Source organism: Lysinibacillus sp. HST-98, assembly GCF_016757845.1.
Taxonomy (GTDB): domain Bacteria; phylum Bacillota; class Bacilli; order Bacillales_A; family Planococcaceae; genus Lysinibacillus; species Lysinibacillus capsici.
In genome coordinates this window covers 290,135-302,556 of the sequence record NZ_JAENHX010000002.1, presented here as the reverse complement: position 1 = coordinate 302,556, position 12,422 = coordinate 290,135, and the positions used below count along the sequence as shown (strand labels likewise).

At 38.7% G+C, this 12,422-nt stretch carries 13 protein-coding genes and 1 riboswitch; of the genes, 7 read left to right on the top strand and 6 right to left on the bottom strand.

Features of this window, described 5'->3' with window-relative positions; translation table 11 throughout:
* Positions 1-53: 53 nt before the first annotated feature.
* The 3 genes from JIN86_RS07125 to JIN86_RS07115 all read left to right on the top strand — a co-directional run bounded on the left by JIN86_RS07125 (position 54) and on the right by JIN86_RS07115 (position 2,104).
* Positions 54-1,196 (top strand): PstS family phosphate ABC transporter substrate-binding protein, encoded by a 1,143-nt coding sequence (locus JIN86_RS07125; RefSeq protein ID WP_004232291.1) that lies wholly within the window; start codon positions 54-56, stop codon positions 1,194-1,196.
* A gap of 30 nt (positions 1,197-1,226) precedes the next feature.
* Positions 1,227-1,323: riboswitch (guanidine-I (ykkC/yxkD leader) on the top strand.
* Positions 1,324-1,448: 125 nt separating this feature from the next.
* The gene (locus JIN86_RS07120; protein WP_004232293.1) at positions 1,449-1,790 is read left to right on the top strand and encodes a DMT family transporter; all 342 of its coding nucleotides are present in this window, start codon (positions 1,449-1,451) and stop codon (positions 1,788-1,790) included.
* On the top strand, positions 1,790-2,104 hold the full coding sequence (locus tag JIN86_RS07115; RefSeq protein WP_004232294.1) for a DMT family transporter: 315 nt from the start codon (positions 1,790-1,792) through the stop codon (positions 2,102-2,104). The genes JIN86_RS07120 and JIN86_RS07115 overlap by 1 nt, the downstream gene beginning before the upstream one ends.
* Positions 2,105-2,146: 42 nt before the next feature.
* Here the strand turns inward: JIN86_RS07115 and JIN86_RS07110 are convergent, their stop codons facing one another.
* From JIN86_RS07110 to JIN86_RS07095, 4 genes are all read right to left on the bottom strand, one after another.
* Positions 2,147-3,031 carry a glycine betaine ABC transporter substrate-binding protein gene (locus JIN86_RS07110; RefSeq protein ID WP_004232296.1) on the bottom strand — a complete coding sequence of 295 codons (885 nt, stop codon included), beginning with the start codon at positions 3,029-3,031 and terminating at the stop codon, positions 2,147-2,149.
* A gap of 83 nt (positions 3,032-3,114) precedes the next feature.
* On the bottom strand, positions 3,115-3,969 hold the full coding sequence (locus JIN86_RS07105) for an ABC transporter permease (protein WP_004232297.1): 855 nt from the start codon (positions 3,967-3,969) through the stop codon (positions 3,115-3,117).
* A complete protein-coding gene (locus JIN86_RS07100; RefSeq protein ID WP_004232299.1) occupies positions 3,962-5,161 on the bottom strand; it encodes a quaternary amine ABC transporter ATP-binding protein in 1,200 nt (399 codons plus the stop codon). Before JIN86_RS07100 ends, JIN86_RS07105 begins: the two co-directional genes overlap by 8 nt.
* A 158-nt stretch (positions 5,162-5,319) precedes the next feature.
* Positions 5,320-5,955: a GntR family transcriptional regulator gene (locus JIN86_RS07095; protein WP_004232302.1), complete on the bottom strand. Its 636-nt coding sequence runs from the start codon at positions 5,953-5,955 to the stop codon at positions 5,320-5,322.
* 269 nt (positions 5,956-6,224) lie between these two features.
* Between JIN86_RS07095 and JIN86_RS07090 the strand changes: the two genes are divergently transcribed.
* From JIN86_RS07090 to JIN86_RS07075, 4 genes are read left to right on the top strand one after another with little or no spacing between them, the layout of a single operon-like run.
* Positions 6,225-6,956: a GTP cyclohydrolase II gene (locus tag JIN86_RS07090; RefSeq protein ID WP_004232304.1), complete on the top strand. Its 732-nt coding sequence runs from the start codon at positions 6,225-6,227 to the stop codon at positions 6,954-6,956.
* Between the two features lie 15 nt (positions 6,957-6,971).
* Positions 6,972-8,084 carry a bifunctional diaminohydroxyphosphoribosylaminopyrimidine deaminase/5-amino-6-(5-phosphoribosylamino)uracil reductase RibD gene (ribD, locus tag JIN86_RS07085; protein WP_004232306.1) on the top strand — a complete coding sequence of 371 codons (1,113 nt, stop codon included), beginning with the start codon at positions 6,972-6,974 and terminating at the stop codon, positions 8,082-8,084.
* Complete coding sequence (locus tag JIN86_RS07080) at positions 8,081-9,166, top strand: FAD-dependent monooxygenase (protein WP_202341585.1); 1,086 nt, start codon at positions 8,081-8,083, stop codon at positions 9,164-9,166. Before ribD ends, JIN86_RS07080 begins: the two co-directional genes overlap by 4 nt.
* 16 nt (positions 9,167-9,182) lie before the next feature.
* A complete protein-coding gene (locus JIN86_RS07075) occupies positions 9,183-9,746 on the top strand; it encodes a 5' nucleotidase, NT5C type (RefSeq protein ID WP_009370742.1) in 564 nt (187 codons plus the stop codon).
* 42 nt (positions 9,747-9,788) lie between these two features.
* Here JIN86_RS07075 and solA read toward each other — a convergent pair whose 3' ends face one another.
* Complete coding sequence (solA, locus tag JIN86_RS07070; protein WP_202341584.1) at positions 9,789-10,904, bottom strand: N-methyl-L-tryptophan oxidase; 1,116 nt, start codon at positions 10,902-10,904, stop codon at positions 9,789-9,791.
* Positions 10,905-11,031: 127 nt separating this feature from the next.
* The gene (locus tag JIN86_RS07065) at positions 11,032-12,381 is read right to left on the bottom strand and encodes a uracil-xanthine permease family protein (protein ID WP_004232316.1); all 1,350 of its coding nucleotides are present in this window, start codon (positions 12,379-12,381) and stop codon (positions 11,032-11,034) included.
* Positions 12,382-12,422: the final 41 nt, after the last annotated feature.

The following is a 12,422-nucleotide window of genomic DNA, read 5'->3' as shown; positions in this document are numbered from 1 at the left end:
TTTCGGGTACCATTGGTGTAAGGAGTGTAAAATTACACTAGGGAGGTCTTTGTATGCTTAAGTTTATACAAATAGTATCGATACTAATTGGTTTATCCGTTGTGACATTAATGGTTGCATTCATTATCACATTAAGTGGTGGGCTGCATTTAATTAATTTGGTCTTTACTATACCCGTTTGTTTATTTGTCTGGATTGTTTGTAGCATGTTTAAATGGACCAACACAAAAAAACGAAGGGGCTTGCTATTTGGTGTCATGGGAATCGCCCTGTTGATTGCAGCCATTAAACCGATTCAACATTATTATAAAATGAGTATTCCCACTGTTGATGCGGAAATTGATGTAACAGTCTATCAGCCATTTGTCCCTGGCAATGAAATAGTGAAAAATAAAGCTTCCTTACAATTGACAGAGTCATTACCACGACTAGATGGTGCAACAGCCATGTACCCTTTATATGCGGCTTTTGTGGAGGCTACTTATCCCAAAGGGGAATATCCTCCATATAATAGTAGAGTTCAAGTAAGTCGTACACCAGAGGCCTATCAAAATTTAATAGCTGGAGATGTTGATTTGATCTTTGTGGCAGCCCCGTCCACCTCACAAGAATGGCAAGCAGAAAAGGAAGGACTTACATTTGATATGACGCCAATTGGTCGAGAGGCATTTGTCTTTTTTGTGCATCGTAAAAATAAAATCGATAATTTAACACTTGAGCAGGTCAAAAAAATATATGCTGGAGAAATAACTAATTGGCGTGAAGTGGGTGGGGAGGATGAGGCCATTCGTGCTTTCCAACGCCCAGCAGATAGTGGAAGCCAAACGACACTAGAAAAGCTGATGGGCAATACGCCAATCATGGAGGCACCCACTGAAGATGTTGCATCAGGAATGGGCGGAATCATTCGTGAAGTGTCGCAATATCGAAATTATAAAAATGCCTTGGGCTTTACGTTTCGATATTATTCTACAGAGATGGTTGGTAACAAAAAGATCAAATTACTATCCATTGACGGAGTAGCACCAACAAAAGAGAATATTCAAAATGGTACATATCCTTTAGTGTCTGAATTTTATGCCATCACAGCAGGAACGGAAAATCAAAATGTACAGAAACTGATTGATTGGATACTTTCTGAGGAGGGGCAGGCAATGGTAGAAAAGGTTGGCTATGTACCAGTGGAAAATCATTGAATAGTTTGCTATACTAAGAGTAATAATCGAATAAAAGTTTTCTAGGGTTCCGTAGCGCTTGCTAGTCTGGTCCGAGAGAAAACCACAAATTGATTTTGTGACACGGAAGGATAAAAGCCTGGGAGATACTGTTTAAAGACAGTTTCTTCAGGCTTTTTTGTTTGGCTAAAATCAAGTCATTTGACGAATGCTGAAAAAGTAGTTGGATCATCCAATTAGTCGGCCGTGTCTTATAAAACGGAGGGATTTATGATGAATAAACAATGGATCAGCGTCATTATAGCGGCTTGCTTTGAAGTTGGCTGGGTCATTGGGTTAAAGCATGCAACAAGTGTACTAGAATGGATTGGTACAGCAATTGCCATTTTTATTAGTTTTTATTTGCTCATTAAAGCAGGTGAGCATCTACCAGTTGGGACCGTTTATGCAATCTTTGTCGGATTAGGAACAGCTGGTACTGTATGTGCGGATAGCTTGCTATTTGGAGAGCCGTGGAAATTAGCAAAAATCATATGTATTGTTGTGTTACTTGCAGGAGTTGTAGGCTTAAAGCTAGTAACAGGAGAGCCTAAGGAACAAGAGGTGAGTGAATAATGGCATGGATGGCATTAGTTGTTGCAGGGGTATGTGAGATGTTGGGCGTATATATGATTAGTAAATATAATAAGACGAAGAGTATGAAAAATTTAGGACTGTTGATTGGTGCATTCACCTTAAGTTTTGCAGGCCTTGCCTATGCGATGGAAACATTGCCAATGGGTACTGCCTATGCGATCTGGACAGGGATTGGTGCAGCTGGAGGAGCACTGCTAGGTATGCTGTTTTTTAATGAATCTAAGGACTGGCGACGCATCGTTTGTATTGTCCTTGTATTAGGAGCAGCAATCATGTTGAAATTGCTATCATAATTAAACAGGCACTCCTGCATAAAAGGAGTGCCTGTTTTTATATTATTTTTTTACATCTTTTGTCCATTCAGCCACTTTATCAGGATTGGCATCAACCCATTCTTTCGCAGCATCTTTTGGATCTTTACCATCCATTACTTCTAACATAACACTTTCTAAATCTTCTGCTGTCCAGTGGAAGTTATCGAGTACTGAATATACAGCTGGTAAATCTTCTTTTAAGCCTTTACGTACGAATGTATTAATCGTTTCTTCTCCACCATATACACCTTTTGGATCTTCTAAGTATTTAAGATCATATTTCGCAAATTTCCAGTGTGGTGACCAGCCTGTGACAATAATCTCTTCCTTATCTTTCAGTGCTTTTGATAATGCTGTTGTCATCGCGCCAGAAGAAGAAGTAATAAAGTTCCAATCTGCTAAATTATCATATTCTTCTAATGCTTTTTCTGTAGCAGCAGTAATGCCCGCACCTGGCTCAATACCAGTGATTGTATGATCTGCTTCATTAGATAAATCTTCAATTGAATTGACATTCATATAGCTTGGTACAACTAAACCGATTTTTGCACCAGCAAGGTTTTCACCTAGCTCATCTAAATCAGCTTTATATTTTTCATATTGTGAAGCATGTGTATGTGGTAGCCAAGCAGCAACCATTCCATCAGCCTCTCCTTTGGAGACAGCCTCCCACATGATCGCATTATCCAAAGGAGTTAATGTTACATCATAACCTAAATCTTCGAGTACCTGCCCAACAACATTTGTTGAGGCAATTTCTGTATCCCACTCAACATAGGCTAGGTTTACCTCCTTAGAATCACTGTTTTTTCCAGAACTTGAGCCTGAGTCGCCTCCACTACATGCAGCAAGCATGAAGCCTAGACCTAGAGCCATTCCTAACTTTGATAGTGTTTTCAGTTTCATCGAATCTCCCTTTCTCTTCATCATTTTGTATCAAACTGCCGACATCCATCGGAGGATGGATGGTAGCAAGAAAGATGACATTTCTATAATGCTTTCTTTTTATTGAAGCTTTGTGTTAAACGGTCAATAATGATCGCGAAAATAACTAAACCTAATCCTGCAACGAAGCCATTCCCAACTTGGGTACGTTGTAGGGCTGTTAATACTTCACGTCCTAGACCAGGAGCTCCGATCATAGAGGCAATAACTACCATAGAAAGTGACAGCATAACGGTTTGGTTAATCCCTGCCATAATGGTTGATTTAGCAAGTGGAATTTCTACTTTAAATAATTTTTGGCTAGCTGTACTACCATAGGAGTCTGCAGCTTCCACTAATTCTTTTGGTACTTGACGAATACCGAGGTTTGTCATACGTACAGTAGGGGGTAAAGCAAAGATAACGGATGCAAAGACTCCAGGTACAATACCAATACCAAAAAAGGCAACAGCCGGAATTAAATAGACAAAGCCAGGCATTGTTTGCATGAAATCTAGTATTGGTTTAATAATGTTTTCAGCTACCGTTGATTTTGACATTAAGATACCTAGTGGAATACCGATGATGATGGATATAATACTGGAAAAGATCACAAGCGTGGTTGTTTCCATAAGATGAGTCCATAATCCTTGGTTATAAATAAACAACAAGCCGATTAATGAGAATGCAGCAAGCCCTAACTTTTTGCCTGAAACGAAGAAGGCAAATATCACGACAAGAAGTATAAGAATAATGGCTGGGATACTAATTAATAAATCAGTGACCTGATTCATGAGTAGTTTTCCGAATTGCTGAATAGAGTTAAAGAACGCTGAAAAATTACTCGTCAACCAGTCCATAGCTGATTCTACCCACTGAGCTAGTGGCAATGTTGGAATATTATCTAAAAAGTTATTCATGTGCTTCGGCCTCCTCATCGCTAGTTGACAGTGCTTGGATGACAACGCCCCTAATTAGTACACCAAGCAAGCGACCATCTTTCACAACGGCAATAGGAGTAGGAGAATTATAAATCATCCCTAAAATATCCTGTAGTAGCATATCTGGTGGAACGGTTAACACTTCCGATTGCACAATAGAATGGACGGTTTGCTCTTGTTTCTTCGCTGCAGCCAGTGCATCGTCTGCAGTGATATAGCCTTTTAAATGTCTATTTTTATCAACAGCCATTAATAAACTAACAGCCTCTTGACGCATACGCTTTAGTGCCACTTTAGGGCCATCTAAGTCTGTATTGACATAAACTGGACGTACCATGACATTTTCAGCTGTCAATACTTTAGAACGATCCACATCTTCCACGAATGTTTTAACATAATCATTTGCTGGGTTAGTTAATATTTCTTCTCCCGTACCAATCTGAATGATAGAGCCATCCTTCATAATGGCAATGCGATCCCCGATGCGTAATGCTTCATTTAAATCATGTGTGATAAATAAAATTGTTTTTTTCAATGTTTGTTGTAGATCGAGTAGCTCATCTTGCATTTCCTTGCGAATCAATGGATCAAGGGCTGAAAATGCTTCATCCATTAGTAATATTTCAGGATCATTAGCAAGGGCTCGTGCTAAACCTACACGCTGTTGCATACCACCTGATAACTGATTTGGATACTGGTCTTTATAAGCGAGTAATCCGGCATTTTCTAAAGCCTGTTCAGCTTTTGCTTGCCGTTCTTCTTTTGAAATACCCCGAATTTCAAGGCCATATTCGGTATTTTGAAGTAATGTACGATGGGGGAATAAACCGAAGTTTTGGAAAACCATGCTCATTTTGTTTCTTCTTACAGACCGTAGACTTTCTTTTCCCATGGTAGAAATATTTTCTCCATCGATATATATATTTCCGCTCGTTGGTTCAATTAGGCGGTTTAAAAGCCGTATAAGCGTGGATTTGCCACTTCCTGACAATCCCATAATAACGAAGATTTCTCCTTCGTTGACAGTAAAGCTTGCATCGTATACACCAACAGTTGCACCTGTTTCTTTTAAGATATCAGTCTTACTTTTTTGTTGCTTAACGAGTTCTAGTGCTTGGGGAATATGTTTGCCAAACACTTTTGATACGTGTTCTATTTTAATTTTTTCCATAGAAGCACTCCTTTCGTAGATTATTACTATGTGAGGATAATGATACCCAAAAATAAACAAGTAACAACCTTACTGTAGCAAAGGGTTGTTACTTTTGTCAAATCGACAAATAAGAAAAAATCCGCTTAAACGCTGTTATATCAGCGCTTAAACGGATTTTAATTTGGGTATAAAAAGCTTTGAACTCTAGCGAAACTTTCATCATTTCCAACAAAATAAATAATGTCCCCCTCTTCAAATGAGACATAAGGACCGGGGGATAGTAATAATTCATTGCCACGGCGAATACCTACGATCGTACTAGAAGTATTTTGCCAAAAATTTAAAGCTTGTACAGTTTGATGAATGCATGGACTATCAGCTGTCATTTCTAATTGATAAGGAATGAACGGATTGACTGATCGGTAATGCTCTGTGCGGCTAATGAGTTGCTTTGCCTTGTCTTGTAAATTAATCAATTCATGATGTTGCTTTTGAATACTTGTCAAAAGCTCATTTTGTATTTCATGAATCGATTGTACATCATGAAACTGTCTGACGAAATGAGCCGCTTTTTCATACGATTTTATAATTACACCGCTACCTTTTGAAGCTTCAACAATTTCTAAGTCTTGCAAAACGGCAATAGCTCTTCTTGCAGTCTCAGCGGAAACATTATATTGACTGGCAAGAGAGGATCTTGCATATATTTTATCGCCAATGCTGTATTTTCTTTCAACAATCTTGGAGGCGAGATCAATGGCTATTTGTTGATATTTTGGTTGCTTTAGTTGAACATTTTTTTCTAAGTTCATGTTAAACTTCCTTTCGTCATTACTGTACCAAAGCTTATTATAGACTAGCCTGCACAGAAAAAATAGCATCTCCATAAGCTAGTAGTATATGATGAAAAAGTAATAATAAAATTCTCATCTTTAATAATTATAATGAAAGAGTAATAGCTGTTGATTGACACTTTTTAGTTATTATTATAAACTAAGTTACGTTATGTAAGTGGTGTGAAAATACATGTGCTCAGTTGGTGAATTTAGCCAACTGTTTCTATAGAAGGTTGGAGATTAATATGACAATTACGACTAAAGTGATGGACTTAGTGAAAGATAAAATGACATTAGTAAAGCATACAAATACAGAGAATATTTGCCTAGTTGGGCCAGTGAAATTACCTGTAAAACAAGGTGATTTTTCTGCAACTTTTCAATGGTATAACTGGCTTAAAATTGATGCGGATTTAACTAAAGAAGAAATCATTGATGGATTAGCCGCTGCCAATTTAGCATTTTTACAACAATCCTCTGTGCTTGTATATGGTGATTTTACCCATTCAGAAGGTGCTTTAATCCGAATGCATAGTATTTGTCACACAGGCGACATATTTGGCAGCCAACGTTGTGATTGTGGATACCAGTTGCATGAATCTATGAAAATGATAGTTGAGCATGGCTGTGGAGCTATATTTTATTTAGCTGATCATGAAGGTCGTGGTATTGGACTATTCTCTAAATCTCTTGCTTATTTATTGCAAGAGGAAGGGCTCGATACAGTTGAAGCAAACCATGCACTTGGCTTTCCAGATGATACACGATCCTATGACGAAGCACTTGCGGTATTAGCTACACTGCGTACCAAACCAGTAACACTCATTACAAATAATCCGAAGAAATTGGCTGCATTACAGGCTCGTGGCATGGCTGCGGAAGGGCATGTTCCTTTATGGGGCGGTTTGACAGAGACGAATCGTTTTTATTTAGAAACGAAAGTTGAAAAATCTGGACATATACGTGAAAAGCAATAGGTGGAGGTTGCGATGATGATGAATGTAGATGAAAAGTATATGCAACTGGCTTTGGATTTAGCAGCTAGTGCTAAAGGAAATACGAACCCTAATCCACTTGTTGGAGCTGTAATCGTGAAGAACGGTGTGATTGTAGGCACAGGTTTACACAGAAAAGCAGGGGAACCACATGCTGAAGTGCATGCTTTTCGAATGGCTGGAGAGCATGCAATGGGTGCTACATTATATGTAACATTAGAGCCTTGTTCACATTATGGTAAGACACCACCTTGTGCCAATTTAGTGAAGGAATCTGGTGTCAGTCGAGTGGTAGTTGCTATGCAAGATCCAAATCCAGCTGTAGCAGGTCGTGGCATCCAATTGCTACAAGATGCCGGAATAGTGGTCGAAGTAGGGGTTTTAGAGCAACAAGCGCGCCGTTTAAATGAGCGTTTTATTCACAATATGCTTACACACCGTCCATTTGTTATTTCAAAATTTGCTATGACATTAGATGGGAAAATTGCTACGCATACAGGACATTCAAAATGGGTAACTGGAGAGGCTGCACGTGAGGATGTTCACAATATTCGTCATGAAATAGATGGAATTTTAGTTGGCGTAGGTACAGTCATTGCTGATAATCCTTCTTTAACAACAAGACTAAAACAAGGATATGGAAAAAATCCAACACGTATTATTATGGATAGTTCTCTACGTACACCTGACAATGCAAATGTCTTAAATACAGAGGATGCACCAACGATTCTTGTTTGTAGTGACGACGTAAGCCAAGAAAAGATTCATTTATTTACAGAAAAAGGTGTTACAGTTTTACCTGTACAAAAAAATGAATATGGACTACAGATTGATGAGATGCTTGAAAAACTTTATATGCACGGTATAACAGATATTTTGCTAGAAGGTGGAAGTAAAATAAATGCTTCCTTTTTACAGCAAGGTGCAATCGATAAATATGTAGTATATATAGCTCCTAAAGTTTTGGGTGGAAAACTATCGTTAACGCCGTTTGCTGGCTATAATCCCTCTCTCATGGATGAGGCATGGAATGTTGAGTTTGCCTCATTTGATAAAATAGGCGAGGATTTGCGTATTATTGCTTATCCAAAGCAGGGTGAAGAAAAGTGAACTATCAAGCAGATGTCTGTATAGTAGGGGCAGGGCCTGCTGGTGCATTGTTGTCCTACCTACTTGCTAAAAAAGGGCTGTCAGTGATTTTATTAGAGCAAAATGTAGCACTTGGTCAGGCATTTCGTGGCGAGCATTTAAATGAGGAGGGGGAGGCTGTTTTAAAAAGCCACCATCTTTTTGAAGCAGTCGAGGCACTCGGGATATTACGAATGGAGAAGCTCGAGTATTATGCTGGTGGCAGAGCATTTAAAACAATTCATCCAGATGAAGCAATAGGACATTTAGGCATTCATGTACCACAGACAAATTTATTAAAAGGAATTTTACAAAAAGCACAGCTGTTCCCTAACTTTACATGCCTGCTACATACAAAGGTTACAAAGCTAATTGCGGATGCTACAGGTCATTATAGAGGCGTTATGGCGATAAAAAACGGAGACCCTATAAAAATCAATAGTCAGTTAATTATCGGTGCGGATGGTCGTTATTCTACTATTCGTAAGCAAGCACATATTGATGTTCAGAAACAGAAGCATGGCTTTGATTTACTGTGGGCTAAAATCCCTGCACCAGCTGATTGGGAACCATCTATAAAAATGGCACTCATCGATGATAAGCAGCTGTCATTGTTTACACAAGTTGGTGGTTATCTTCAAATAGGCTGGAATATTGAGCAAGGTAGTTTCCCTCAGCTTCGAAAACTAGCATTTACACCCTTTATCCAGCAGCTTGTGGAGGCATTTCCAGCATTAACGAAGACAGTACAGGAACAAATAACCTCCTGGCAGGATTTTGTTTTGCTTGATGTCTTTAGTAGCCATTGTAATAGTTGGGGGACAAAGGGCCTTGTCTTGCTAGGGGACGCCGTTCACACAATGACACCAACAGGCGCTTTTGGGCTGAATAGTGCACTAAAAGATGCAGATTGTCTTGCATCCTTGCTAAATAAAGACACACTAGCACAATTTAACGTACAATATTTTCAACAAATGCGTGAGCAAGCCATTGAGGAAGTATTAGCAAAACAAATTGAAAAAGAGCAGACATTTGCTTCTAACTTTATAAACAAGGCTTCGTGAAAGGACGAACAACTAGATGAAGTTTGGCTTTGATATAGATGATACATTAATTGATTTACGAGCACATGCCTTTTCACTTTATAATAAAAAGCTTGGCAAAAATGTTTCCTTTGAAACCTTTCAAGCGATACAACGAGTAGAAATTCATGAACCATTTGGATTAACGGATGAGGAAGGTTCAGCCATGTGGAATAGCGCATTGGAAGAAATCTATTTTACGGACTGTCCATCTTTTGATGGTGCATTAAAAACCCTCCAAGCTTTAGCAGAGCAGGGACATGACATTTACTATATTACATCTCGTCCAAAACAATATTGTGCGCAAACAAAAGCTTGGATGGAAGCACAGGGCTTTCCAATAACAGACGGTCATTTTTTCTGTGGCATGCAAGATAAAGAAAAAGTAGCCATTATAAAAGAGCTTGCTTTAGATATTTATGTAGATGATAAACCAGCAGTACTTGAGACACTTCATGATGTGACAACTAAGGTAATCTTAAAGAATCAATCTTATAACCAGCATGTAAATTTTCCACGTTTATATGATTGGCAACAGTTTCAAACAATGTTAACAAAATAAAGGATTGGTGCAACGTCTAACCGTTGTACCAATCCTTTTTTGCTAAAATCGACTAAGTTTAAAGGGAGATAAATCTTGTTTACTTTTGCCTTCTACAATTAAATCTGCAAGAGCTTCCCCAACGGCACTACTAAATTTAAAGCCATGACCAGAAAAACCTGCAGCAATCACAATATTCTGATGTTCAGGTAAAAAGTCGATAATGAAATCTTCATCTGGTGTCATCGAATACTTACATGTTTTTCCGTATTTAAGCGTTCCATGCTGAGGCATAAACTGATCAATGAAGTTTTGTAAGTCAACAGCATCAGACGCATCAAACGGACGTAGAGGGTCGTTTGGATTCACCACATCACCACCATCGTGTCGTCCAAGTTTTAACCCCGCTCCTTCAATACTTGGAAAACCGTAGTAGGTTGAATCGGCAAATTCAAAGCAATAGGCTGGAAAAACTTCATCACGATACAGCTGCTCATCTGCCTCAAACCATGCAAAGGTTTTCCGCGTTGGTGTAACGGGTATGCTCACGTCCACTGTTTGTAGTAGCTCTGTTGCCCATGCACCCGCCGTTACTATTAATTGCTTTGCTTTATAGCTATTATGTACTGTTTGTACCTGTACAATATCACTAGCTTGGATAGCCAATACTTTTTCATTTGTTCGGAGGCTTGCACCCGCCTCTAAGGCTAATTTTTTATAGGCTTGGATACATGCTTCAACACGAAGGACACCAGCAGTTGGTTCAAAGCAAGCAACTAAATTTTTTGGTAAGAATAACCCTGGCCATTTGTTCATCGCCTCAGCAGGTGAATAGTGTTCAAGTGCTAAATTATAGAGCGCAGCACTAGCCTTCACATTTTGAATAAAGGCACATGTTGACGCACCAATATTAACTACACCAGTTTGTAAAAATAAGCTTTCATTTGCTAATGACTCTAGCTCTTGCCAAAGCTCGCCAGCTCTTTTTACAAAAGGTACATAGCTAGCTCCTTCACCATAAGCAAAGCGAATGATTCTTGTATCCCCATGATGACTACCTTCTTCATGTGGTGGCGTAAAGGCATCTAGCATAAGTACATTTTTCCCTTCCTTTGCTAAATAGTAACCAGCCGCCATCCCCATGGAGCCAGCACCAACTATTATGACATCATAGTCCATTCTAATCCCTACTTTTTTGCTCTAGTATAACAGATTTATAGAAAAGGAAACAGAAATTTTAGAAAATAAATAGACACAGCACCTGCAATCCTAATGGACTAAAGATGCTGTGTGTTGTAGATAGCTACTATTTTGAGCTTGGTAAAATTTTATTAAGGAAAATCGCTACGAGCGCAGCGGTTGCAATAGGCGAACCAAATAAATACTGCACAGTTGTAGGTAAGGAATACAGGAAATCATCAGGCAATAATGTCAATGCTAACGTTAAAATAACAGGAATCGCGATGACATACATTTCCTTTTCACCAATATGTTCATTTTTCATGACCTGTAAACCACTAATGGCTATTATGCCGCAGACGATCACAAATACACCACCGATAACAGCTGAAGGAATGGCTGAGATGAGTGCTGCTAGTTTACCAGAGAAGCCGAAAACGATAAACCAAATACCTGCAGCTATAAAGACACGACGGCTCGCAATCCCAGTAATAGAGATAACACCTGCATTTGTTGAGTAACCAGTAACAGGAGTGGAACCAAATAAAGAAGCAATAAAGCAGCCAATTCCTTCACCAATCACACCACGATTAATTTGTTTATTTGTCAAAGGTTGGTCGATGACATTGCTGATAGCAAACCATGTTCCTGTTGTTTCTGCCATTAAGACAATATATATAATGACCATTGTGATAATAGCGGAAAAATTAAAGCTAAAACTAAAATCTGCAAATGGAATTTGTGGCATGCTAAACCATTTGGCTTGCGATACAGGAGATAAATCTAAAACACCCATGATATTTGCTGCAATACTACCAGCAATTAAGGCAATGATGACAGAAGCAATTCGGAATAGACGTCCTTTTTGATGGAAGACTGTGCCTAACATGACACAAATAATTAACACGAATGCTGTGATCAGCGCTAAATAAATGTTTTGATTTATGGATGCACCTGCTCCATTAAAAATATTATCACTTAAACCAACAGGCATTAAGGACAGTCCTACTACAAAGATAATCGTTCCACCAACAATGGGTGGAATAAATGTTTGGACAATTTTATTGAAGATTCCTGTATAACCTAAAATAATAACCAAAATGGCTCCAATTAAACTAGCACCTAGCACCGTATTCCAGCCTAAATCACCACTACCACTTGCTGCATAGATCCCAACAATGGCACCAAGTGGAACATAAGATGGACCTTGTGCCATCGGTAATTTCATACAAAAATGTGTTTGCACAATTGTCGCGATCCCAGCAGCAATAAAGGTTGATTGAATCAATGCGCTTGCCTGACCAGTTTGTAGACCGATTAGCATGGCAATTAAAAAAGGCACCACATAAACATCCATAGCCATAACATGCTGTAAACCGAGAAGAGCAGACTGACCGAGCGAAATTTTTTCATCTGGTAATACGGTTAATTGTGTTTGTTTTGTTTGATTAGTTAGTTTTCTATGTTGTGTTTCCACGATGTTGTACACCTCAAAATGATAGATTTTTATTAGAGATT

What these genes read in the sequence shown, in the direction of transcription:
- JIN86_RS07125 (WP_004232291.1), top strand. Translation starts at nt 54, where the DNA reads ATGCTTAAGTTTATACAAATAGTATCGATACTAATTGGTTTATCCGTT.
- JIN86_RS07120 (WP_004232293.1), top strand. Translation starts at nt 1,449, where the DNA reads ATGAATAAACAATGGATCAGCGTCATTATAGCGGCTTGCTTTGAAGTT.
- JIN86_RS07115 (WP_004232294.1), top strand. Translation starts at nt 1,790, where the DNA reads ATGGCATGGATGGCATTAGTTGTTGCAGGGGTATGTGAGATGTTGGGC.
- JIN86_RS07110 (WP_004232296.1), bottom strand. Translation starts at nt 3,031, where the DNA reads ATGAAACTGAAAACACTATCAAAGTTAGGAATGGCTCTAGGTCTAGGC.
- JIN86_RS07105 (WP_004232297.1), bottom strand. Translation starts at nt 3,969, where the DNA reads ATGAATAACTTTTTAGATAATATTCCAACATTGCCACTAGCTCAGTGG.
- JIN86_RS07100 (WP_004232299.1), bottom strand. Translation starts at nt 5,161, where the DNA reads ATGGAAAAAATTAAAATAGAACACGTATCAAAAGTGTTTGGCAAACAT.
- JIN86_RS07095 (WP_004232302.1), bottom strand. Translation starts at nt 5,955, where the DNA reads ATGAACTTAGAAAAAAATGTTCAACTAAAGCAACCAAAATATCAACAA.
- JIN86_RS07090 (WP_004232304.1), top strand. Translation starts at nt 6,225, where the DNA reads ATGACAATTACGACTAAAGTGATGGACTTAGTGAAAGATAAAATGACA.
- ribD (WP_004232306.1), top strand. Translation starts at nt 6,972, where the DNA reads ATGATGAATGTAGATGAAAAGTATATGCAACTGGCTTTGGATTTAGCA.
- JIN86_RS07075 (WP_009370742.1), top strand. Translation starts at nt 9,183, where the DNA reads ATGAAGTTTGGCTTTGATATAGATGATACATTAATTGATTTACGAGCA.
- solA (WP_202341584.1), bottom strand. Translation starts at nt 10,904, where the DNA reads ATGGACTATGATGTCATAATAGTTGGTGCTGGCTCCATGGGGATGGCG.